Source organism: Vibrio sinaloensis DSM 21326, from assembly GCF_000189275.1.
Lineage (GTDB): Bacteria > Pseudomonadota > Gammaproteobacteria > Enterobacterales > Vibrionaceae > Vibrio > Vibrio sinaloensis.
This window is the reverse complement of record NZ_AEVT01000059.1, coordinates 90,564-114,964: the sequence shown is the minus strand read 5'-3', so window position 1 is coordinate 114,964 and position 24,401 is coordinate 90,564. Positions and strand designations below refer to the sequence as shown.

The 24,401-nt window shown below is 45.5% G+C and carries 20 protein-coding genes; 13 read left to right on the top strand and 7 right to left on the bottom strand.

What is annotated here, in order from left to right; translation table 11 throughout:
* The first annotated feature begins 82 nt into the window (after positions 1-82).
* The 3 genes from RH45_RS10385 (at position 83) to RH45_RS10375 (ending at position 4,417) form a co-directional block, all read left to right on the top strand.
* Positions 83-1,444, top strand: coding sequence for an L-serine ammonia-lyase (locus RH45_RS10385; protein ID WP_008076795.1), 1,362 nt, complete (start codon positions 83-85; stop codon positions 1,442-1,444).
* Positions 1,445-1,667: 223 nt separating this feature from the next.
* Positions 1,668-3,275 (top strand): endonuclease, encoded by a 1,608-nt coding sequence (locus RH45_RS10380; protein WP_008076794.1) that lies wholly within the window; start codon positions 1,668-1,670, stop codon positions 3,273-3,275.
* A 143-nt stretch (positions 3,276-3,418) separates the two neighbouring features.
* The gene (locus tag RH45_RS10375) at positions 3,419-4,417 is read left to right on the top strand and encodes a 2-hydroxyacid dehydrogenase (RefSeq protein WP_008076793.1); all 999 of its coding nucleotides are present in this window, start codon (positions 3,419-3,421) and stop codon (positions 4,415-4,417) included.
* Positions 4,418-4,460: 43 nt separating this feature from the next.
* On the opposite strand, the gene RH45_RS10370 is transcribed toward RH45_RS10375, so the two are convergent.
* A complete protein-coding gene (locus RH45_RS10370; protein ID WP_008076792.1) occupies positions 4,461-5,615 on the bottom strand; it encodes an amino acid permease in 1,155 nt (384 codons plus the stop codon).
* Between the two features lie 606 nt (positions 5,616-6,221).
* Between RH45_RS10370 and RH45_RS10365 the strand changes: the two genes are divergently transcribed.
* The 3 genes from RH45_RS10365 (at position 6,222) to RH45_RS10355 (ending at position 9,833) form a co-directional block, all read left to right on the top strand.
* The gene (locus RH45_RS10365; RefSeq protein WP_008076791.1) at positions 6,222-7,835 is read left to right on the top strand and encodes a methyl-accepting chemotaxis protein; all 1,614 of its coding nucleotides are present in this window, start codon (positions 6,222-6,224) and stop codon (positions 7,833-7,835) included.
* 178 nt (positions 7,836-8,013) lie between these two features.
* Positions 8,014-9,414, top strand: coding sequence for an asparagine--tRNA ligase (gene asnS, locus RH45_RS10360; RefSeq protein ID WP_008076790.1), 1,401 nt, complete (start codon positions 8,014-8,016; stop codon positions 9,412-9,414).
* Positions 9,415-9,590: 176 nt separating this feature from the next.
* Positions 9,591-9,833 (top strand): hypothetical protein, encoded by a 243-nt coding sequence (locus RH45_RS10355; RefSeq protein ID WP_008076789.1) that lies wholly within the window; start codon positions 9,591-9,593, stop codon positions 9,831-9,833.
* Between the two features lie 34 nt (positions 9,834-9,867).
* Here RH45_RS10355 and RH45_RS10350 read toward each other — a convergent pair whose 3' ends face one another.
* Together RH45_RS10350 and RH45_RS10345 are read right to left on the bottom strand one after the other, a co-directional pair.
* Positions 9,868-10,077, bottom strand: coding sequence for a hypothetical protein (locus RH45_RS10350; RefSeq protein ID WP_008076788.1), 210 nt, complete (start codon positions 10,075-10,077; stop codon positions 9,868-9,870).
* A 97-nt stretch (positions 10,078-10,174) separates the two neighbouring features.
* Positions 10,175-11,566, bottom strand: a complete 1,392-nt coding sequence (locus RH45_RS10345; RefSeq protein WP_008076787.1) for an aminotransferase-like domain-containing protein — start codon at positions 11,564-11,566, stop codon at positions 10,175-10,177.
* Positions 11,567-11,754: 188 nt separating this feature from the next.
* Between RH45_RS10345 and RH45_RS10340 the strand changes: the two genes are divergently transcribed.
* From RH45_RS10340 to RH45_RS10330, 3 genes are all read left to right on the top strand, one after another.
* Positions 11,755-12,054 carry a hypothetical protein gene (locus tag RH45_RS10340; RefSeq protein ID WP_008076786.1) on the top strand — a complete coding sequence of 100 codons (300 nt, stop codon included), beginning with the start codon at positions 11,755-11,757 and terminating at the stop codon, positions 12,052-12,054.
* A 233-nt stretch (positions 12,055-12,287) separates the two neighbouring features.
* On the top strand, positions 12,288-13,778 hold the full coding sequence (locus RH45_RS10335) for an HD-GYP domain-containing protein (RefSeq protein WP_008076785.1): 1,491 nt from the start codon (positions 12,288-12,290) through the stop codon (positions 13,776-13,778).
* A gap of 242 nt (positions 13,779-14,020) precedes the next feature.
* Complete coding sequence (locus tag RH45_RS10330) at positions 14,021-15,211, top strand: amino acid aminotransferase (RefSeq protein WP_008076784.1); 1,191 nt, start codon at positions 14,021-14,023, stop codon at positions 15,209-15,211.
* Positions 15,212-15,289: 78 nt separating this feature from the next.
* Here the strand turns inward: RH45_RS10330 and RH45_RS10325 are convergent, their stop codons facing one another.
* The 3 genes from RH45_RS10325 to RH45_RS10315 all read right to left on the bottom strand — a co-directional run bounded on the left by RH45_RS10325 (position 15,290) and on the right by RH45_RS10315 (position 18,989).
* Complete coding sequence (locus RH45_RS10325) at positions 15,290-15,925, bottom strand: outer membrane beta-barrel protein (RefSeq protein WP_008076783.1); 636 nt, start codon at positions 15,923-15,925, stop codon at positions 15,290-15,292.
* Between the two features lie 136 nt (positions 15,926-16,061).
* Positions 16,062-16,439, bottom strand: a complete 378-nt coding sequence (locus RH45_RS10320) for a hypothetical protein (RefSeq protein WP_008076782.1) — start codon at positions 16,437-16,439, stop codon at positions 16,062-16,064.
* 207 nt (positions 16,440-16,646) lie between these two features.
* Complete coding sequence (locus RH45_RS10315; RefSeq protein WP_008076781.1) at positions 16,647-18,989, bottom strand: helicase-related protein; 2,343 nt, start codon at positions 18,987-18,989, stop codon at positions 16,647-16,649.
* A gap of 157 nt (positions 18,990-19,146) precedes the next feature.
* On the opposite strand from RH45_RS10315, the gene RH45_RS10310 reads away from it, so the two are divergent.
* The 3 genes from RH45_RS10310 to RH45_RS10300 are packed head-to-tail and all read left to right on the top strand — an operon-like array spanning position 19,147 to position 21,981.
* Positions 19,147-20,835, top strand: coding sequence for an NAD-dependent malic enzyme (locus tag RH45_RS10310; RefSeq protein ID WP_008076780.1), 1,689 nt, complete (start codon positions 19,147-19,149; stop codon positions 20,833-20,835).
* Positions 20,836-20,875: 40 nt separating this feature from the next.
* Entirely contained in the window at positions 20,876-21,205 is a 330-nt protein-coding gene (locus tag RH45_RS10305; protein WP_008076779.1) for a DUF3392 domain-containing protein, read from the top strand.
* Positions 21,205-21,981, top strand: coding sequence for a SanA/YdcF family protein (locus tag RH45_RS10300; protein WP_008076778.1), 777 nt, complete (start codon positions 21,205-21,207; stop codon positions 21,979-21,981). Before RH45_RS10305 ends, RH45_RS10300 begins: the two co-directional genes overlap by 1 nt.
* On the opposite strand, the gene RH45_RS10295 is transcribed toward RH45_RS10300, so the two are convergent.
* Complete coding sequence (locus RH45_RS10295; protein ID WP_050796255.1) at positions 21,971-23,284, bottom strand: GGDEF domain-containing protein; 1,314 nt, start codon at positions 23,282-23,284, stop codon at positions 21,971-21,973. The two genes, RH45_RS10300 and RH45_RS10295, sit on opposite strands and share 11 nt — an antisense overlap.
* A gap of 289 nt (positions 23,285-23,573) precedes the next feature.
* Between RH45_RS10295 and RH45_RS10290 the strand changes: the two genes are divergently transcribed.
* On the top strand, positions 23,574-24,398 hold the full coding sequence (locus RH45_RS10290; protein WP_008076776.1) for a DUF2797 domain-containing protein: 825 nt from the start codon (positions 23,574-23,576) through the stop codon (positions 24,396-24,398).
* Positions 24,399-24,401: the final 3 nt, after the last annotated feature.

The window sequence follows — 24,401 nt, the reverse complement described above, 5'->3', positions numbered from 1 at the left end:
TAAAGTCTGATTAAACCAAGAATATAACGATAATAATAAGCCTCCCATCCCCCTTGGGAGGCTTACTTTTGAGGTAATCGATATGATTAGTGTTTTTGACATCTATAAGATCGGCGTTGGTCCTTCAAGCTCACACACTGTAGGCCCAATGAAAGCGGGTAAAGAATTTATTGATGATTTACGTTCAATGGGAAAATTGCGCGACATCACTAAAATTACCGTTGACGTTTATGGATCACTATCACTGACAGGGAAAGGTCACCACACAGATATCGCAATCATCATGGGTCTTGCTGGCAATACTCCTGAAAAAGTCGATATTGACTCTATTCCGGGCTTTATCGCTCGCGTAGAAGAAACTGAACGCCTTCCTGTTGGCATGCACTGTCACACAGTATCGTTTCCAAAAGATGGTGGTATGAATTTCCATACTACTAACCTAGAGCTGCACGAGAACGGCATGCAGATCCACGCATGGATCAATGACGAAAAAGTGTACTCAAAGACGTATTACTCGATCGGCGGTGGTTTCATCGTTGATGAAGAGAACTTCGGTAAAGAAGAAGAGAATCCAGTTAAAGCCCCTTACGAATTCACGACCGCTGAAGAGTTGGTCAATCAATGTAAGGAAAGCGGTCTTTCTATCAGCACGCTAGTAATGAAAAACCAAGCCGCGTTGCACTCTGATGAAGAGTCTCGTACTTACTTCGCTAACATCTGGAAGACCATGCGTGAATGTATGGATCGCGGTATGAATACAGAAGGTATTCTGCCGGGTCCACTGCGTGTGCCTCGCCGTGCGGCGGCACTTCGCCAGCAACTTCTAACGTCGGAGAAAACAACCAACGATCCTATGTCTGTTGTAGACTGGGTGAACATGTTCGCTTTCGCTGTTAACGAAGAAAACGCTGCGGGTGGCCGTGTGGTGACTGCACCAACTAATGGAGCGTGTGGCATCATCCCGGCTGTTCTTGCTTACTACGACAAGTTTATCCAAACGGTCACTGAGAAAGACTACATCCGCTACTTTGCGGCTTCTGGCGCTATCGGTGGTCTGTACAAGCGTAACGCTTCCATCTCTGGTGCAGAGGTTGGTTGTCAGGGTGAAGTTGGCGTAGCGTGTTCAATGGCGGCGGCTGGTCTTGCTGAGCTAATGGGTGGTAGCCCAGAGCAAGTATGTATGGCGGCTGAAATCGCAATGGAGCACAACCTAGGTCTAACCTGTGACCCAGTTGCAGGTCAGGTTCAGGTTCCATGTATCGAGCGTAACGGTATTGCTGCGGTGAAAGCAATCAACTCGACTCGCATGGCTCTACGTCGCTCTTCTGCTCCTACGGTTTCTCTAGATAAGGTTATCGAAACCATGCTAGAGACAGGTAAAGACATGAACGCGAAATACCGTGAGACTTCTCAAGGTGGCCTAGCAGTGAAAGTTATCTGCTAATTTTCATCACAATTTAAATATCAAAAGGAGTGCTTATGCGCTCCTTTTTTTGGTTCTACTCGATGCGTTTTTCCTTATTCATCCCACTTGTTGATTGTGAGACCTTCAGCATAAAATTATGAAAACTATCAGTATTAATCATAATAACTGAGAGGTTAATCAAATTCATACAACAGCCAAATCACTATCTTGTTATCGATTTATTAATCCAATGAGAACAACGATGACAACAAAAACAATAAACCTAACCTTACTTGCAGTGCTTTGCTCTCCTATTGCTACCGCTCAAATCCAAAACGGTGACTTCGAGCAGTGGAATGGCAATACCCCGGAAAGCTGGTCAATAATTGACTCTGGAATCAGCTTGGCACCTACAAGCGACACGATAAAAACAGGCGGCTTGTCTGCTGGTGTTACCGTGAATACAGCAACACAGAGCAACACCGATTTGCTGCAAACCATCTCAGTCGAACAAGGAAAGAGCTATCCATTCTCCGTTTCGGTTTATCACACTGAAGGAAGAGTAAAGGCGCGCCTGTTTGTTGATGGTTACCAAGGATATTCTGATCCAAGCAAAACAAACCAGTGGCAAGAACTCACACATAGCTATACCGCGACTAGCAATAAAACGATTCAGGTTGGTGTTCGCTTCTACGATATAACAGGCTTCGATGGTTCAGAGATCGTCTATTTAGATAACTTTCAACCGACACCAACCACCGAACCACCGACTTCAAGTTGTCAGCATAACTCGTTACAGCTAACCCTAACGACTGACCAGTACGGCTCAGAAACCAGTTGGACGATTAAAGACAGCAATAACAGTATCGTTACGTCTGAATCAGGCTTTGAGAATTCCACCTCTTATGAAAAAAACCTTTGCCTGACTGACGGTGAGTATCAATTTACCATTAACGACACATACGGCGATGGTTTCTGTTGCCGATCGGGCAATGGCTCATACGTTCTCACGTTTAATAATCAAACGTTGGCATCAGGTGGTGAGTTTACCTACAGTGAAGTTCATCCGTTTACTCTTGGTGAGACAACCCCACCGGTTACCGATGGCTACTATCAAGCCGCTTCAGGTAAAACAGGCTTTGCGTTAAAAACGGCACTGTACAACATCATCAATAATCACCAATCTCAAGGTTACAGTGCAATTTGGACATTAGTAAAAGATGCCGACATTGATAACTACTACGACAAAGATGGTTCGATTCTCGATGTCTACTCAGAAAAGCCCGAAACTGGCGATGTCACGCGCTTTGTGAAAGTAACGGATCAATGTGGTCAGTACAGCAAAGAAGGCGATTGCTATAACCGTGAGCACTCTTTCCCTAAGAGCTGGTTCGGTGGCAAAGTTGAGCCAATGAACTCTGATGGACACCACCTGTTTGCCACAGATGGATACGTTAATGCCAAACGTAGTAGCTGGCCTTTCGGAGAAGTCGGTTCAAGCACGTACGTATCCAGTAATGGTTCAAAACTTGGTGATGCAAGTTCTAGCCTAGGTTACAACGGCACCGTGTTTGAGCCAGTCGACGAGTTTAAAGGTGACTTTGCCCGCGCATACTTCTACATGGCCACTCGTTATGAAAATGTCATCGCCAACTGGGAACAAAACAGTGCAAACTCAGATGCCGTTCTCGATGGAACCAATACCACGGTGTTCGAACCTTGGCTGCTGACTATGCTTAAACGTTGGCACAAAGAGGATCCCGTATCGTTGAAAGAGCGTGAGCGCAACCAAGCCGTGTTTGATTTCCAAGGCAACCGAAATCCATTCATCGATCATCCTGAGTTTGTCACGCAAATTTGGGGTAACTAATCACCTATAGTGGAGATAGGCGTATATTCTTGCGCCTATCTAATCATTTCCAGCATAAACCCTTACTCTATTTACCGTTTTTATTTTGTGTGTTGTGTGTCACATTTAGCCTTAGATATTCGTGATTATTAAGTGAGGCAGTTATGCTCAACATCGCTTTCTTCAGTACAAAAAACTACGACGAAAACTCCTTCAACAAAGCTAAATCCCAATCTAACTTTGAGTTTCATTTCCACGACTTCCGCTTGAACGAAAAAACCGCGCAAATGGCCGCCGGCAGTGAAGTCGTGTGCGCTTTCGTTAACGATAATTTATCTCGTCCAGTATTAGTAAAATTAGCCGAAAATGGCGTTAAGCTCATTGCTATGCGCTGCGCAGGTTTCGACAAAGTCGATTTAGAGGCAGCAAGAGAACTCGGCTTACAAGTTGTACGTGTTCCAGCCTATTCTCCAGAAGCCGTTGCTGAACATACCGTTGGGATGATGATGTGTCTTAACCGCCGTCTACATAAGGCGTATCAGCGCACCCGAGATGCAAACTTCTCGCTCGATGGTCTGGTTGGCTTCAACTTCCATGGCAAGACAATCGGCGTGATTGGTTCAGGTAAAATTGGTGTCGCGGCGATGCGTATTTTCAAAGGATTAGGCATGAATATTCTCTGCTTCGACCCATACGAAAACCCTAACGCGCTCGAGCTGGGCGCGAAGTACTGTTCACTGGATGAGCTGTATGCCGAAGCAGATATTATCTCGCTCCACTGCCCACTCACGGCAGACAACAAGCATCTCCTCAACGAACAGGCATTTAACAAAATGAAAGATGGGGTGATGATCATCAACACCAGTCGCGGCAAGTTATTGGATTCAGCCGCAGCAATCGAAGCGTTGAAAAAAGGTAAGATTGGCTCACTTGGTCTTGATGTTTATGACAATGAAAAAGACCTTTTCTTCCAAGACAAGTCAAACGACATTATCGTCGACGATGTATTCCGTCGCCTATCTGCTTGTCATAACGTACTATTCACAGGTCATCAGGCATTTTTGACTAATGAAGCATTACACAATATCGCCACCACAACGCTCAACAGTATTGAGCAGTTTTTTGCTGGTAATGCATCAGGAAATGAACTGATTGAGCGCTAAATAAGAAGAGAGAAAGAGCCGCAATTATGCGGCTCTTTTTTGTTTAGATCATTTGCGAAGCAAGAAGAAACACTCCAAACAGACCGGAAAACAACAACATGATGGAGCCGCCTTCAGCGCTGTAGCGTTCAGATTCAGTGTTCGCTGAGCGTAGTTTGTAAACCATAGCCAGCGGTACAAATACAGCGAGAAACACTAAGATGATTCCTGCGTAACCCAGAACCGCTAAGAATTTGTCTGCTGCCAATAGCGACCCTGCGAGAGGTAACACGAAGGTCAGGACATATGTCACGGCTCTGTTCTGATTGAACATGTCTTTATTTTGGTTGAATAGCGACATTGCGACACCAAAAAATGAGGTCAACAACGCCAGCCCTGTAAACACAGAAAGTAGACTGCCAATCCAACTCGAATGGTGCTCAAACGCCGCAATCAAATCTCCGACTCCTTGTAGCTGACCTAGCTGCTGAGGGTTCAAATTACCAACTACAGCAAAGAGCCAACACAAGTAACAAGCCAAAGGAATGATAGAACCTAAGATCACCATATTTCTCAACTGTCGATCAGTCGCTTCTTGGTTGTACGCCACTAAAGATGGGATAACGACCATAAAACCAAAACTAGTGAACAACACTGCGCTGGTTTTAATCAATTCAATATGATCGTGATTGGTAACACGAACCAAATTGTCCGCGCTAAAATCAGGAAGTAAGAACGTTAAGGTCAGAGCAAGGCACGCAATCATGATAAAGAACAGTCCACGGTTCAGTTTATCGATGATGCCCGTTCCTCCAGCGATCACCAGACCCGCTAGCAGCGTAAATGCAACTTGGCTCTGGGTAGCGGTTAGCTCTATACCCATATTGGCTGTCAGTTGACTGACTAAATCGGCAGCGCCAAGAATGTAGGCCATTAACAAGCAGATCAACAAAGCGTAGAGCAATGCGTTAGTAAAAAATTGTCCACCTTTGCCCATTGTCTTACGGGCGATTGAGTTAAGACCTAACCCTCCCCCAGACTTGATGGTTGCTTCAAGCAATAATAGAGCAGCATAGGTGGTGCCGAAGCAGATAAAAATCATCAGTAAGGTTCCGAACAACAGACCGAACTGCGCCAAAACCATTGGAATTGCAAGCATACCAGCACCCAGTGCGGTACCGGAAATAATTAGGGAACTCCCTAAGAGTTTAGTATTCATAATGTCGTATCTAGTTTGTGAATGTTGAATAGATGTGCGCGTGCCTAGCGCGATGGCTAACAATCAAAAACAATACGAATAGCGGGCTTTAAAGAAGAAAGCTCTGGAGAAAAGCGAAGAGAAATAGCGAGGTTGAAGAATAACAGCAATCAGGTTACGAGTAGTACTGTGGGGCGAACCTTCCGTCGGTTCGATAATTGGTGATGTGATTTTGAAAATCATGGTTATGTCCAATACAGCTAGACAATCCGTTGATAGAAAACAGCAAATCCTCTGCTGCCGTCCCAACATGGGACAGTTCATATTAGCCATCATAGGTTCGATTGCAATGGTGAATAATCCAACTGCTTAAACATCCATCAATATGATTTTCCTATTTGGCAAAATACGCGCCGGCAGCCTCTAAAACCAGGACCTCGCTCAGCCACTCCAGTAGGACGAAAAATTGGCGCTACGCCAATAAATTGATTACACATCACTCACATCACATTTACATCACACTCACACTTACCGCAGTCACAATACGCAAATCCCCTACTTTAACTCAGGTTTTATATCGTAGATCATGTGCACGTCTATTCTTATAACAATGATATTTATCCAATAATGCGCCTAACAATAACAACAAAACTGTTAATAACTCTGGTCAGTGTGTTTGGTTTGGTGTTGATAGCATCAACAACCTACCAGTACCTTCAACAAAGAGAGTTGCTCAACTCAGTATTGAGTGAGCAACTGCACGACAAGGCCAGTAACTATTTCGACAGCCTCAATATGATGATGCTAACTGGCACCATGGCACAGAAAGAAACCTTGCGACAAAAAGCACTTGCCCAAGATGGAATTGAACAAGTTCGCGTATTGCGTGCTGAAGCCGTGAGCAAGCTCTATGGCCCAGGTCAGGATAACCAAGCTCCTCAAGATGACATTGATCAACGAGCTTTGGCTGGCGAGCTGGTTATCGAACCTATTAACGCAGATTGGGGGGACGGTATTGTTGTCGCCCTGCCAATGAAATCGAGCGAGGATTATCGCGGAACAAACTGTGTCGCCTGTCACATGGCACCAGAAGGTGAAGTACTCGGGGCGATTCGATTAGAGTACAACTTATCTCACGTAAACCAGATGATCAGCCAGCGAACCCTAATTGGGCTGGCGATCATGTCTGCCTTTGGTTTGGTCGGCTTCTTGGTGACCTTGGCCCTGATCCGCAAGATCATTGTTCGCCCTATTCAAACGACATCAGGCTTTATGCAGAGTGTGAGTAAAACCAAGGATCTCAGCCAAAGGCTCAATAATCAGCAAAAGGACGAAATTGGCCAACTATCGGGAGCAATAAACTCCTTTATGGATACGGTCAACACAAGTTTAAAACAGGTGCAATCCACTTCACACCAAGTGGCAAGCAGTGCTACTGAGTTAACCCAAGTCGCTCAAGTTACTGATGACGCCGCCATCAACCAGCAACATGAGACTGCCGATGTTCAAGCTAACATCGAACGAATGCAAGCGCAGCAAGTTCAGATTGAACAAGCAACGGAAGATGCATCGTCATTGATTAAGCACACCACCAGCATCGCGGAGCAAAGTGCCCTGCAAGCCCACAATGCGAGTGACGAAATCAAACACTTGGTTACCGATATCGAAACCGTCAAACAAAGCATCGTTGAACTGAATGATCAAACCAGCGAAGTATCTTCAATTCTGGAAGTGATTAAAGGGGTTGCAGAGCAAACCAATTTATTGGCACTCAACGCCGCAATAGAAGCTGCTCGCGCGGGTGATCAAGGTAGAGGGTTTGCCGTGGTCGCCGATGAGGTTCGCCAATTAGCAAGCCGAACTTCTGAAGCGACTGGTAGCATTGAATCGATCATCGCCCAATTCCAACATGACAGTGAAGCGTCACTTTCTTCAGTCGATGGCGTGTGTGAAACCGCTCACAGACGCTCTTCTGAAATTGAAGCGTTGTCACAAGCAATGTCTGAAGTGGTACAAGAAATGCAGCAAGCTCTTGCACACGCTAATAGCATTCAACAGCAAACCAGCAGTACCTCAGATTTAAGTCAACAGGTAGAGGGTAAAGTCCAAGTTATAACCCGACATGCCAATGACACTGCAGAATCAGCAACCACAACTCGTGACATCAGTATGAATCTTGAACAGTTATCGGAGCATTTAGAGGCATTACTCGATCAATTCGCCCTTTCAACCAAGAAATAAGCGTTTCCGGATACTTTTTGTTCGACTAATTGAGAATAAAGGTTGAAGCATAATATTTGAAGGGTAATATGTTCCATTGAATCTTAAGAATTCTATCCAACCCAATGTTTGCTCATGATTAATTGGTGAGTTGAAAGCATTGGGTTGAATTTTTACCTCAATGGAGAATATTGAAAACATGACTTACGCGCCTGTATCAGACGTTTTGAAAGGTCAGCTAGCAGTAGACAGTGAAGTTACTGTTCGTGGCTGGATCCGTTCGCGTCGTGATTCCAAAGCTGGAATCTCTTTCCTTGCCATTTATGACGGCTCTTGTTTCGACCCGATTCAGGCCGTGGTCCCTAATAATCTTAATAATTACGAAAACGAAGTGCTAAAGCTAACGACTGGCTGCTCTGTTGAAGTAACAGGTAAGATTGTTGAGTCTCCAGCAAAAGGTCAAGATTTTGAACTAGCTGCTACTGACGTTAAAGTTGTTGGTTGGGTGGAAGACGCTGAAACCTACCCAATGGCGAAGACTCGTCACTCTATCGAATACCTTCGTGAAGTTGCACACTTACGTCCACGCACTAACGTAATCGGTGCGGTTGCACGTGTTCGTAACTGTCTGTCTCAAGCGATCCACCGCTTCTACCACGAGCAAGGTTTCTTCTGGGTATCTGCGCCACTGATCACCGCTTCTGATGCAGAAGGTGCTGGTGAAATGTTCCGTGTTTCGACACTAGATATGGAAAACCTACCTCGTACAGACAAAGGCGACGTTGATTACAACGAAGACTTCTTCGGTAAAGAGACCTTCCTAACGGTATCTGGCCAGCTAAACGCGGAAGCTTATGCTTGTGCGCTAAGCAAAGTTTACACGTTTGGTCCTACGTTCCGTGCTGAGAACTCAAACACCAGCCGCCACCTAGCGGAATTCTGGATGGTTGAGCCTGAAGTTGCATTCGCGGATCTAAACGACATCGCTAAGCTATCTGAAGATATGCTTAAGTTCGTATTTAAAGCAGTTCTTGAAGAGTGTCGTGACGACCTTGAGTTCTTCGCACAGCGCATCGACAAGCAAGCTATCACTCGTCTAGAGCAGTTTGTCTCTTCTGATTTCGCACAAGTGGATTACACAGACGCAATTCAGATCCTGCTAGATTCAGGTCGCGAGTTCGAATTCCCAGTAGAATGGGGCATCGACATGTCTTCTGAGCACGAGCGTTTCCTAGCGGAAGAGCACTTTAAAGCACCAGTAATCGTTAAGAACTACCCGAAAGACATCAAAGCATTCTACATGCGTGCCAACGATGATGGTAAGACGGTAGCAGCGATGGATGTACTGGCACCTGGCATCGGTGAAATCATCGGTGGTTCTCAGCGTGAAGAGCGTCTAGACATCCTAGATGAGCGTATGCGCGAAGTGGGTATCGATCCTGAGCACATGAACTGGTACCGCGACCTACGTAAATACGGTACAGTGCCACACGCTGGTTTCGGCCTAGGTTTCGAGCGTCTAGTTTCTTACGTAACAGGCATGGGCAACGTTCGCGACGTTATTCCATTCCCACGTACTCCTCGCTCTGCGAACTTCTAAGCAAGAATACCGCTTCTAGAATCGATAAACCTCCACATTCGTGGAGGTTTTTTTATGCCTAAAGTTCCCTACGCTCGTTAATTTTAAATGGTTTCTTACTTACCAAATATACGATTAGAAATTCGACCAAGATAGCACTATGGTAATTAGGAAAGGCAAATTTAGGAGGAGAAAAGATGGCACTCTTTAAAATAGAAGATCTTTCCTATAACGGTGTCGAGCAAGGGGTTCACAGTTGGGACCACCCTAATAGTGACCAACCCTACTATTGGCACCCGGATTGGCTACACATAGCTGAAGATATGACGGGGATGCATGGCAAAAAAATGCTGACTCTTGAAGATGGAGAAAAAGCCAATCAAGATCATGCAAAACGAGCCATCATTGAACACCTCAATAACCAAGACCAGTCGCGTTAAACAGAGACTAGCCTCAGTTGAAGGCTAGTGATGACTAAGAATCGTTATCGGCGTTAGCCGCATAGCGAATGCTCATCCAACATAAGCCAAACATAACAAAAGGGATCGCTGCTGCTGTGTACTCCGTCCACGCCAAATCGGCGAACGATTTAGCCAAGATAATATGACCAAATACCAATAAAAAGGCACAGAACAGGGCAATCCCAATCAATCTGAACTCATGTTTAGCGCTTTGCTTTTTCATCTTATTTCCCTCTTAACTCATTGAGTTCATTGGAACATAAAATGAAAAACAGTCGCCAGTACAGTTGGAGCGAAAAAAGACCGATCAGTTAAAAGTGCTATTCATGTCGCTGAGCAACCAACTCAGCAAGACGACAAATGGCAGCATCAACATCACCGATACATTCAAACGAAACGTTAAGTCGCAAACAGTGTTTGTGTTGCTGTTGAGTGCTAAACAGGCTGCCATAGCCCACTGAGATGCCCTCTTTCTTCAATTGCTCAAACAAAGGAAAGGTATCAAACCCTTTATCAAATTCGAGCCACACAAAGTAGCCCCCTTGAGGAGCATGTATTTGGCACGACTCTGGAAGTGTTACTTTAAGTTTGTCTACCAAGAGCTGCTGGCGCGTACTTAACTCACGTCTGAGTTTACGTAGATGGCTGTCGTAGCTTTCAAACTGAAGATAGTGCGCAATCCCCTGCTGGATCGGAGAGCTGCCCGACAAGGTCGATATAAGCTGCTGCTTTTGAACTTTGGCACTGAGTGAACGATTAACGACCCAACCAATACGATAGCCGGGACAAAGAGATTTAGAAAAAGATCCACACATCAAGACGCGATCCTCTTCATCCCAATATTTAAGTGGTTTAGGCTTTTGTTCACCAAAATAGAGTTCCGAATAGACATCGTCCTCGATTAACGTCACTTGGTAGCGGTTCGCTAATTCAACAATAGACTGTTTGGTTTCATCATCGAGAGTCACCCCCGTCGGATTATGAAAGTTTGGCATCAACCAGCACGCTTTAACACCTTCAGAAAAGCATTTTTCAAGCTCTGATAGACAAAGCCCATTCATCGGGTCCATAGCGACTTCTTTAACACTGAGGTTGTGTCGCTTCGCAGCCTGTATCGCACCATAAAAAGCAGGACTCTCAATGACAATGCTATCTTCAGCTTGAGTTGACACCTGTAAACTTAGGTTCAGTGCTTCCATCGCCCCTGAGGTGATAACGATGTCCTCAGCCAACACTTTTACCCCCTGACTGAGATAACGTTGAGCAATTAATCGTCGTAAGCTTTCGTTGCCGGGTGGCATATCTTGGATAATGCTTTGGGACGACATCTTACGCCCTGCACTTGCAAGGTGGCGGGTCAAGGTTTCAAACGGATAGAGTTGAGGATCGGGTAACGGAGAGCCGAAAGAAGTGCGGGCCTCCATATTACTGTGGAGAAACTCGCACAATTCATCGTTATAGGCAAGACGAATATCAGGAGCAACTGCTTGTGTTCCTCTTTCAATTACTGCGGTAACAAAGTACCCAGATTGTGGTTTTGCGGTTAACCAACCTTCTGACTCAAGTAGTTGATACGCTTGTAAAACAGTGGCGGCACTTACCGAATAATTGCGGCTGGACATCCTTACTGAAGGGATCTTCTCCCCTGCTCGCCAAGTGTTGTTTTCAATCTGCTGCTTAATATCATTTGCCAGTTGTTGATAGCGATTCATACTTCCCTCTCATCAATCTAGGCAAACATAACACAACTTTATGCAAAGTCAGTGCTACAGCACGAAACTGGTATAGAAACCTTATAACGCACTCTGTTTGTCGATCGGCGTCACATCAAATATTTAAACCTTTGTTACATTTATCACTCAATAGTGAACTAAACAACCTTACTGATTGGATAACGAGAATGAAAAAATACGATGAATCTCATATTGAATATAAAGGTGAGAGCAATGGAGTACACAGCTGGATCTCTCCATCTGGTCAGCCTTATTACTGGCACCCAGACTGGTTACACATTGCCGAAGATGCTACTGGCTCTCACCCAAAACAGGACATCGAGCTAACTGAAGGCGAAGCGCCAACGCAAAAACACGCACTTAAAGCCATTTTGTCACATGTAAATGACTGGGCAAAAGGAAAGCTAGGCTCAAACCCTGACATAGAAACTCAGGCGCGTGAATCAGAAATCAATCTGAAAAAGTAATAGTTTCAAACTGATAACAAAGCTGATTGTTGCTAGTCGCAATCAGCTTTCTTTTTAATCATGGACTCGCCATTTCTTATACTGCTTAAAGCTTAACCCTTCACTAGTACTAATGTTGTAAATTTGTGTTCAATTACGAAATTTAAAGATATCATTTCGGGTCTTTTATCAGTAAAGAAAATGTATGTCTAAAATTACCTCGTGGGTTAGACAAAAACGTAAAGGGCTAGATGATGGTGAATTCTAACTACAACGCGTCGCTGACGTTAAAACTCTATGCCGTTGCAGCGCTAATCTTTGGCACATACGGTGGTCGCGTGTGTCCGATGTTGGAAACGCTCACCGCTGGTCAGATCCTTTTCCACGTATCCTTTACCTACGTGATTATTTTCTTGTTTCGACATTTTTTACTGAGAAACCACTCGCTGGTGCAGGAAAACCGCTTAGCGCGCCTTGATGCTACGCTTTTCTTCCTAGGCAGTATTCCTCTTGCCTTGTTTTACAACCTTCAATACGAATTTCCACTCGACAGCAACCTTAAAGTGTTGTTTGGTATGACGTTGTTTGGCTTCTTTACTGGTTTAATATTGCAGCTTGTGACCAAGCTAGAACACTTCGAGTCGCTAGCACAACATAAGGGTTACAACTTTCAACTCAATGGTGAACGCCAGTCAATGGTCAAGCAGATGATTTTGATGGTTAGCCTATTGCTTGTCACCTTAACCACTATGCTGGCGATGATTGCAGTAAAAGACATTTTCTGGTTGGAGCACAACCCTGATCGCGTACTCGATGGCACCGGAAAGGTCAGTGTGATCAAGGAGTTTATCTACATTGCAGTGGTGCTCGGCGGTTACGCGATCACCATCATGGTATTGTGGTCAAAAGTGATGCGTAAGATCCTCCTCGCGCAAGAGTGCTCTCTAGTCGAAGTGACCAAAGGTAATACCAGCACTCGCCTGCCGATTTTTGAACATGATGAGCTAGGCTCAATGGCATCTCTGACCAATGAAATGTTGGATAGTCTTGAATCGAGCAAAGAAGAAGTAAAAACCACTCGTGATGTCGCCATAATTAGTCTTTCCGCTCTGGCGGAATCACGTGATAACGAAACCGGCGCGCATATTCTGCGTACCCAAGAATATATTCGAGCGCTGGCGAATCACTTAAGTCAATTTGATCATCATAAAGCGTTACTTACTCCTGAGTATATTGAGCTGTTGTACAAATCAGCGCCTCTTCACGACGTAGGTAAAGTGGGGATTCCAGACAACATCCTTCTTAAGCCGGGGAAACTCACTGACGAAGAGTTTGAGATCATGAAAGGCCATCCAGAGATTGGGGCTAAAGCCCTTTCGATGGCAGAAAAACAACTCGGCAGTAACAGTTTTCTTCAGTTAGCAAAAGAGATTGCCCTCACCCACCACGAAAAGTGGAACGGAACGGGTTACCCAAATCAGCTGGTTGGTGATGAGATCCCTCTTTCTGGACGATTGATGGCGCTAGCGGATGTGTACGACGCGCTAATTTCCGAGCGCGTGTATAAAAAAGCCTTCAGTCATGAGAAAGCAAAGTCGATCATTTTAGAAGGCAACGGTACCCACTTTGACCCAGAGTTAGTTGACGCTTTTGTCGCAATTGAAGATCAGTTCGTCGCTATTGCTGATAAATACCGTGAAATGGAAAGAAAAGAGAACGAAATGGAGCTAAATAAAGCCTCTTAGCCTCCACTAGCACATCGTTTAAAGCGCCCAAAGGTTTAGGGCGCTTTTTCTTTATAAGAGCGAGCTAATTCTCAAAAGTAATCCTTTACCGCTAGGTTGAAACCAACAAAAACACTCCACTCAATATATTTGCCATCGAAATATAAATTTTGTTTACTTTTGTTCCCCTTAACGGTTGTACCGAGTCTGGGAGAGAGGTATAAATAGCCTTAGACCCACTTCGACTAACACGGATGATCAAAATGTTTGAAAAAGTAGTAGCCGCCCCGGCAGATCCTATTCTTGGCCTTACTGAAGAGTTTAAAAAAGACGCTCGTGCAGAGAAAATCAACCTTGGCGTTGGTATTTACAAAAATGAGCAAGGTGAAACGCCTGTACTCGCTACAGTTAAGAAAGCAGAGGCTGCTCTGATCGAGACAGAGAAAACTAAGTCTTATTTAACAATTGAAGGTACCGCAGAATACGGTCTAGCTGTGCAAAAACTGTTGTTTGGCGCAGATTCAGACATCGTAACTAATAAACTGGCAAAAACCGCACAAGCACCCGGTGGTACAGGTGCACTTCGCGTCGCTGGTGAATTCATTAAACGCCAACTGGGTGGTGCAAAGATTTGGATCAGTAACCCAACCTGGGCGAACCACAATGGTGTATTTACCGCAGCAGGTATCGAGACAGCGCAATACAGCTACTACAATGCAGAAACCAAAGACAAAGATTTCGCAGCGATGGTCGCGGATCTAGAAAAAGCGTCAGAAGGTGACATCGTACTTCTTCACGGCTGCTGTCATAACCCAACGGGTATCGACCCTACCGCTGAAGAATGGGAAGTGTTAGCTAAGCTGGTCGCTGACAAGAAGCTACTCCCTCTGTTTGACTTTGCTTATCAAGGTTTTGCTAAAGGCGTAGAAGAAGACGCTCAAGGTCTACGTATTTTTGCTCAGTACAACCAAGAAATTTTAGTTGCAAGCTCGTTCTCTAAGAACTTTGGCCTGTACAACGAACGTGTCGGTGCATTCACTCTGGTTGCTCAGTCTGAAGAAGTTGCAACAACGGCGTTTTCTCAAGTAAAAGCCATCATCCGCTCTATTTACTCGAACCCACCAGCACACGGCAGCGCAGTGGTAACTCATATTCTGAACAACGCTGAGCTACGTGCGGAATGGGAAGCAGAAGTAAAAGAGATGCGCGACCGTATCCAAGATATGCGCGAACTATTCGTAACCACGCTAAAAGAGCAAGGTGTCGACGCAGACTTTAGCTTCATCGAACGCCAAAACGGGATGTTCTCTTTCTCTGGTCTGAGCAAAGAGCAAGTCAACCGTCTAAAAGACGAATTCGCTATCTACATTGTTGGATCAGGCCGTATCAGTGTTGCGGGTATGACAAAAGCAAACATGCTACCGCTATGTAAAGGCATCGCGGCAGTGTTATAACTGACCTCGTTAAGTCGAAATGTTAAAAAGCCAGCCTAACGCTGGCTTTTTTAATTCTAGAAAGAGACTCGACAGGCTCTAGTAGTAAAATTGCATACCAATTCCACCTTCATTGGCGGTGGCAGAATCTTGCTCCCGATGTTTGTAGAATCCGCCTAAACTGATCCTCGGAGTAAGGTAGTAGTCTGCTTTTAGCGTATAAATTTCTTCATCCAATACATCACTGCGTAAAAACTCTGCCTCCGCTTCTAAGTCCCAGCGCGTATTCAATCGATATCTCAGCGCAGCATGCCCACCCCAAATAAAGCGGTTGTCTTTAGAAATCGTCTTATCCGTTTCATCGTTGGTTTGGTTTACCCACAATAACCCCGTTTTCGCCCCCGCGATAAAATCTAGCCCTTGATGAACGGCTAAACGGTAGAATGCACCAGGTAAAAGCGTATAGATTTCAGTGGTCACGTCGTCTGGGTGGACAAAACGCGCTTCGTAATCAAGACCAACAAAAAAGTCCGATTTAAACTGATAGTTACCCCCCACTGCAAACGCCGTAATGTCACTGTTCACACCAATATTTTCATTCAAAGAGCCCGCACTCAATTGCGCGTAGGCATACTCATGGTTTAAGCCTTGAGTAGACAAATCGGATTGAGCGAAAGTAGAGCAAGACGCCGCAACGAGTATTGATGAGAAAAAGCGAAGGTATTTCACGTCCATTGTCACCTCTCTAGATTACACAGCCAAGTAACAAACTATGTTACCTGCTCACTGTGTAAATATAGCGGCAATTTAATGGCTTATGTGTGAGCTATTGAAAGTATTAAACAAATAAAAAAGGCCTCAATTGAGGCCTTTACAAAGTAATCATGAATTCGTCTTGCTGTAAACGTTCAATATTCGAGTGTGAACGGTGACTCATGCGCTCTAGCTGCTCGTTATCCAACTCATAGGGCATAACCAGCTTAATTTTATGGATGCCCTCGCTCTTCGCGAGATGAACTAATGTCACTATGTTCACTTCATCACTGCGACTCGCAGACAGCGACTTTAATGCTTGTTCCCACAAGCGGTCTTCTACTGATACCGTCTCTTTTATGGTGTTTTTCCACGCCAAACTAAAGATCGGCGCGAAGGTGCTCATCGCTTCTAAGAATGTCCATTTCTTACTGCACGAGGCTCCGAGAAAAGAAGTATAGTCGAACACAACACTTGTCTTGCCCTGATGCTCCATATCATCCCCCGTAATAACGGCAACACAGTGTTCTAAATATCTATCAAACCGTTTGATATAGCAATAGGATATAAAACAATGGTCTTTTATACCCCCGCTCCGTTTAAAAAAGCTATATAAAAACCAAGCTTGTAACAAGGTATGTACAATCTAAATATATAAGAATCCAGTTGCTTAATATTTTGCCCACGAAATAATTTCAAACGCCTAACGCACGTCGATAATACGACTCGCCTTTTTGTACTGAACGCGCCAGCCCTTCCATTTCGGTAGCTCCCAACGTTTTGGGTCTACTTTACGTAAACCACTTTTATAAACAACATAAACAAGCTTCTTGTCAGAGAGATACTCGACCGTCAAATTAAGATCACCCAGCGCTAAATCAAATGGGTATGTTTGGGCAAAATCGTCATATTCCCAATAAGGAATTCCTTCAAACTCGAAATCCTCTGCGCTAAACAGCTCCAGCTCAGACGGCTCGGTTAGCTCCAACATGGCTAATTGTTCACTAAACCAAGAGTCAAAATCGAGCGCCGTATTCACATCCGTCTTCTCGGCTAAGCCCAGTGCGACATAGAGCTTCCAATGCTCAATTTGATTGTGGCGTTGCTGAGCAAACCCAGGCAAGTAACGCCCTTCCTTCACGGCCTCTAGCAAAGGCTTAATGGCAAACTCGCCTTCCGCCGTCTGCTGCTTAGTTGCGACAATACGTCCCGCGTACACAAGTTCAAGCTGTAAAAAAGCATCGTCATTGACACTCACTACATCCCCTTGACGCCACTCTCCAAGACCACACGCCTCTAGCCTATTTAGTTCAAACGGCATAGTGAACGTCGCTAATGTCATGGTCTGTTTAACTCCGCGCCCAGGCAAACTATGGGTATCCAGTACCACCGCGGCTTGGCTCTTGGATTTGAGCCTAGAGTTACGCCCAAGCAACACTTCAATCTCACCGTTGCCTAACGCCTCTTGTCGGCGCTCTCTGCGAACAAAAATCAACTGAGGGTGCAGTCGTGCAATCGCCTCGACTAATTGTCGATGTTCAAACCTTGACGCCACACTGAGTTCAGGGAGTTCAAACACTTCTCGCATCTGCTTTGCCAACCCCTGCGCTTCTTTGAGCGCTTCCGGTTCAACATTAGTGCCGCTCAGTTTCTCACCGCGAAGTAAGCGAATCGCCAGTTGCCCATCACAACCCATAGGCTCTTCTTGGCCCAACTTCTCTAACTGCTCTTCATTGCTCGAAAGGCGATATAAACTAGCGGGGGTCGCAAGAACCGCCGTGAGATCCACCATTGCTTCTTTAAGGGCTTTGCTCGGCATACGTGTGACTAAATCAGCGTAAAGCGCATCAATAGGCAGTGGGTAGATGCGTTTGCCATGTTCCGTTGCTAAACCACTGTCATCAATCGCCTCCATCGCAGCCAATATCTCTGTCGCTTGCTTGACGGATTTGTCAGGCAGACTTTCCAGAAAAGATAATTGGCTAAGCGCAGCTCCGCAGCTTGCCGATGCCAACATAGCTTCAGTCAAGGATTCACGATGAAGTTCTGGGGGCGTCACTTCTGCCAACGCTGCATGCTCACCGTAGAGTCGAATACAAACGCCGTCCATCACACGCCCGGCTCGACCACTGCGCTGTTTCGCACTCGCTTTAGAGATGTGCTTCAAGCTTAAAGTCGTGCGTCCATTACGCTGCTCCGTTCTTCTCTCTAAGCCAGTATCCACAACTGCCACAACATTCGGAATGGTTAACGACGTCTCCGCCACATTGGTGGCCAGCACGACCTTTTTCTGGGGCTGGCTATTTAGAGCAAGTTGACGCTGCTCGTCAGTCACCGACGCATGCAACGGCGTCACTAGTACATCGAGCGAAGAGAGCGCCGCTTGACATTGGCTGATTTCCTTACGCCCTGGCAAAAAAACCAATATGTCTCCATCTAAGCCGAGTAGCTGCTCAACCTCAGCCTTCACTCTTTGCTCAAGGTGACGAGCATCTGGCAGTTGACGAGTGTCTGTTGCTCGATGATGTATTTCGACGGAGAAGGTTCGTCCATTGGCTTGGAGGCGCTCGGCGCCTAAGTAGCGGGCCAACTTTGCTCCTTCTATGGTTGCCGAGGTAACCACAACGCGATGGCGAGGCTTGTGCTTTAACAAAGCAACCAACAAGTCGGTATCCCAGCGCCTTTCGTGGAACTCATCGACTATTATCGTATCGAAGTGGCTCAGCTGATTCTCCGCGAACCAGCGCAGTGCCACCCCCGGCGTCACAAACACCACTTGAGTATGATCATCACAGCGATTTTCCAATTTGATCGCGTAGCCTACGCTTTTACCAAGAGGTTCACCTTTTTGCTCGGCAAGAAACTGGGCCAGCGATGTGCACGCGATGCGTCTTGGTTCCACCACTAATACTCGACCACTCTCCGCTGCCCACAAGGGTAAACATGTTGATTTCCCCGAGCCTGTTTCCGCTTCTACAATAAGATCGTGAGACTTTAGCTGAGTCAAAAACGTCGATTTGATGCTATTGATAGGTAGGTCGTTCATGCTGGGTATCGTGTAATCAAGTGGGTCGTGAAGTATATCTTGAATCCACGCCTATTTGCAGGAATATCAGTTTACAATACGCCGGTGAATCCCTATCATTTTTAGGTTCCTAGTTCCTAAGGTCTAATGGCCCCTCTACCCTACTTAAAGGCAAGTGATGAATAACGATAAACGCCCTTTATACATTCCTTACGCTGGTCCAGCACTATTAAGTACGCCGTTGCTCAACAAAGGCAGTGCATTTACCGCGCAGGAAAGAAAATCTTTTAACCTTGAAGGTCTGTTGCCTGAAAACACCGAGACCATTCAAGAGCAAGTAGAACGTGCTTACCAGCAGTATTGCAACTTCGAAAGCGATATGGATAAACACATTTACTTGCGTAACATTCAAGACACCAACGAGACCTTGTTCTACCGCTTGGTGCAAAACCACGTGTCAGAGATGATGCCGATCATCTATACACCGACGGTCGGTGCTGCATGTGAAAACTTCTCAAACATTTACCGACGCGGACGCGGTCTATTTGTCTCTTACGCTAACCGCGATCGAATCGATGACATTCTTAATAATGCCTCGAACCACAATGTTAAAGTTATCGTAGTTACCGATGGTGAACGTATCTTAGGTCTAGGCGATCAGGGTATCGGTGGCATGGGCATTCCTATCGGTAAGTTGGCACTGTACACCGCGTGTGGCGGTATCAGCCCCGCTTACACTCTACCAATCGTGTTGGATGTGGGTACTAATAACCCGCAACGTTTGGCGGATCCTATGTACATGGGCTGGCGTCATCCACGTATCACGGGCGCTGAGTACGACGCGTTTGTTGAAGAATTTATGCAGGCCGTTCAACGCCGTTGGCCAGATGCACTGATTCAGTTTGAAGATTTCGCACAGAAAAACGCCATGCCATTGCTTGAGCGTTACAAAGATCGCGTGTGTTGTTTTAATGATGACATTCAAGGTACGGCCGCGGTTACTGTAGGCTCTTTGCTTGCAGCATGTCAGGCGGCGGGAAGTAAATTGTCTGAGCAGCGTGTCACCTTCTTAGGTGCAGGCTCTGCGGGTTGTGGTATTGCTGAAGCGATCATCGCTCAAATGGTATCGGAAGGTATCTCTGATGAGCAGGCACGCTCGCAAGTCTTCATGGTCGATCGCTGGGGTCTACTGCAAGAAGGCATGCCAAACTTGCTTGATTTCCAACAGCGCTTAGTTCAAAAGCACAGCAATACCACTGATTGGCAATCGGACAGCAACGGTTACTCGCTGCTGGATGTAATGCGTAACGCTAAGCCGACTGTACTTGTTGGCGTATCTGGCGCACCGGGTTTGTTCAGTGAGGAAGTGATTAAAGAGATGCACAAGCATTGTCCGCGTCCAATCGTGTTCCCACTCTCAAACCCAACAAGCCGAGTGGAAGCGACACCAAACGACATCATTCGCTGGACAAATGGTGAAGCTTTGGTCGCTACAGGCAGCCCATTTGATCCGGTTGTTCACGAAGGTAAGACATATCCAATCGCGCAATGTAACAACAGCTACATCTTCCCAGGTATTGGCCTTGGTGTTTTGGCAGTTCAAGCCAAACGCGTGACTGACGAGATGCTAATGGAGTCAAGTCGTGCTCTGGCTACTTGCTCTCCGCTGGCGATTAATGGTCAAGGAGCACTTCTGCCGCCACTGGAAGCAATCCACTCAGTATCGAAGAAGATCGCCTTTGCTGTCGGTAAGAAAGCGATTGAACAAGGGGTTGCGCTAGAAATCACAGACGAAGCATTGGAAGAAGCCATTGAAAGTAGTTTCTGGCAACCAGTCTATCGTCGTTACAAACGTACGTCGTTCTAATCTACCATTTCAGCCCCTCTTGAGGGGCTGTTTTTCATTTATGCCGATATTTGAATTTCTCTCTCCTGCCGGTCAGCTTCTTCTTCCTTATGTGAGTGAAATAGCTACCGCACTCGTCGCTTGTCTACTCGTTATGGCCGGCGGTGAAATTAACCGCCTGTTAAGAGGCGCGTTACGAAATCACAACTTTGTCATCAGAACGGTTGTTTTCATCTTGATTAACGCGTTTGGATACGGCTTAATCATTGTAAAAGCAACACCTTACCTAGCTCGGACATTGGCTGATTTGCATGCTGGCATCATGTTTGCCATCGTTATTGTCAGTTTTATAGTGATAGGTACATGGGCACAGCGGAATCGACAAATTTAGTGAGACGACTTTTTCATCGCCATAACTCTTTCGAACACTATTTAGCTCTATCGCTAAAGGCCGCCAAGTACCTGCTCGTTGTGGCAATCCTACTGTCTATTACACTATTTTGTATCGATCGCTGGATCTCTTATCAAGCGAAGGATCAAGTTTTCACTCACCATCAACAAGTCACCAACTTCGATGTCGCTGTGGTATTGGGCACCAGTAAGTATTTGGGCAAAATACTCAACGAATACTACTCACATCGCATTGAAGCGGCGATTGAGCTGTATAACGAAGGGAAAATAGATAATTTTTTGCTTAGTGGAGACAACGCTCATCGCTCTTACAATGAGCCGTGGACGATGAAGCGAGACCTATTGAAAGCAGAAGTCCCTGAAGAAAACATTTTCCTCGACTATGCCGGGTTCAGAACCTTAGATTCAATTGTGCGCGCCAAGGAGATTTTCGACACCGATAATTTTCTGATCATCTCGCAAAAATTCCACTGTGAACGCGCACTGTTTATCGCCAACTCACACCACATCAACGCTAAGTGCTTCGCGGTGCCCGGACCAACAAAGCATTCAGGTTTAAAAGTACGCATTCGCGAAGTTTTCGCGCGCGCAAAAGCATTTCTCGATGTTTACATCACCAACACCAAGCCCAAGTTCTTAGGCCCTAAAGAGCCCATCCTTGAACAATCAGAGGCGATAGTTGAAGAACAAGCCGTGAGCGCTGCTGTTCAGACAAATAGCACGACGGTTTCTGGTGCGGCGGCGACTAACGATTAACTTCGACTCGATTTCTACCCAGCCGTTTCGCGCTGTATAAGGCTTCATCCGCTCGAATTAGCATATCGCTGGTACGCTCTTCACCGAGTGTTGCTACCCCAATGCTGGTCGTGAGCTTGTCACCGTGTATCCAGATACGCGCTTCCACTTTACGACGAATCTGTTCAGCTAACTCGCTGGCCTCTTCAAGCCCACGACCGGGGCAAAAGACCACAAACTCTTCACCTCCCCAGCGCACTAAACGTTCACTGGCACTCAATGAACTCAGGACCACCATGGTAAACTCACGCAGTATGTCATCGCCCATTGAATGGCCGTACAAATCGTTGATTGATTTGAAATGATCAATATCGAGATAGAGAACAGACAAGGTTTTGCTTAGCTTATTCGTTTCATCATAGTTTTTATCTAACCAATCTCGAATAGCATGACGATTCATCGCTCCTGTCAGTGCATCTCGGCTGGCGAGTTCAGCAAAATGGATATTCTGCTCTTTGAGCTCTTTGTTGAGCTTACGAAGATGATCTTGACGAAAATGAGCATGGAGAATCATTTTATGACTACGACGGATTTCAACCACGCTATAGGTTAACGCCAGCGCCAACCAAAATAGCAACAGGCCAAACATCAGACTCTCACCAGAAACATAGTTACCCACAAACTCAATGCTGTGAATTCTCATTCGGTATTGACCTTCATAGATACCTGAGCCCGTTGCTAGTTCCACTTTGGTCACATTGCTAAACTCGGGTGCAGAGTAGCGAATTGGTATCTTGTTATCCGCTAGCCACCACGTCATCACTTGGAGGTTTTCAATCGGAATGTCGATAGCACCACTGCTTGTCCCTGGCATATACTCCAAGCCGTTATATTTGTGCGTATATTCGTTATCAACTTGAGAATACGCTGGATTAAAATTACGCAGATAAAAACGCATTCTCGGACTACTCGGCTCGTCCACACGCTCAAAGTCAATGTTCATTCGCACCGTATGAAAATGGTCGAGATCCCTGCCCTCAAAAACTTTGTCGGTAAGGCTAATGGAGACACCACAATAGGGCCAAGGGTAATCGTCGGTTTTGACCAACTGGCAATCGAGTATAGCTGTCTCATTATCAAAGCTGATTGATGACTGGCTATGACCACCCGCAATTTGGTCGTTCGTTGCTTCAAAAATGAATTCACTCGGCTTAACTGGATAGACTAAGCTACCGCCATAGATCCAATACAACTGCATTATTAGAACCGTGACAACCACTAACGTGAGAGTCACCTTATGGATACCTTTCAACTTGAACCTCATTAAAACAAGCTAGCAACTAAAGCAGCCAGATTTGTTGTTTCTGGTACTTTAGTTCCATTTTACTCACTTTTATGCGCAATTTATTCCATAAAAACGAGAAGCATGCCGAAAAAATTGTAGCAAAGCATGTCTATCGCAGCGTCTCCCAAGCAAACGTATCAAGCGTCAAAGCCAAACTTGTCGATGAGTCATAGCTGAACCTCAAACAACTATTTTGTTATACTTGTCACTAACCGCATAAAACAACACTCTCGCGGTCATCAAATAATTAAATAAAAAGAGCAATGTCATGTCTTTAATCGCAAAAGGTACGCTAAATAAAATGCGTGCTTCGTTAGACGGTGAAGTTCACTACCGCCTACCCGTGGGTGATGAGTTAGTCGATCTCGCCCCTTTTATCGGTAAGTCGATCACCCTCACTCACACAGGCAATATTTTCTGCAGTTCATGTGGTAAAAAAACCAAGAAGAGCTACTCACAAGGTCATTGTTTTGTATGTATGAAGAAGCTGGCAAGCTGCGATATGTGCATAATGAAACCTGAAACTTGTCACTACGAACAAGGGACATGTCGTGAACCACAATGGGGCGAAGAAAACTGCATGGTTGATCACTTCGTCTATCTCTCAAATACATCGAGTTTAAAAGTCGGTATCACGCGCCACACACAAATCCCAACGCGTTGGATTGATCAAGGTGCGACTCAAGGATTACCGATTTTCAAAGTGAAAACCCGCCATATTTCGGGGTTAATTGAGGTTGAGTTAGCCAAGCACATCGCCGACAAAACGAACTGGCGTACCCTATTAAAAGGGGATGGTGACCCAATCGCGCTAGAACAGCGTTTTGCAGAACTGCTGCCATTGGTAGAAGAAAAAATTGCGGAAATTCGCTCTCAATATGGTGAGGATGCGATTGAAATTCTCAGTGGTGATATTACCTCTATCCGTTATCCAGTCACACAGCATCCGACGAAGATAACCTCTCACAACTTTGATAAGAATCCCGAAGTCACTGGGGTGTTACAAGGTATTAAAGGTCAATACATGATTTTTGATACGGGCGTAATTAACATTCGCAAATTCACCTCATACGAAGTGGAAGTTTCAGCCTAATGA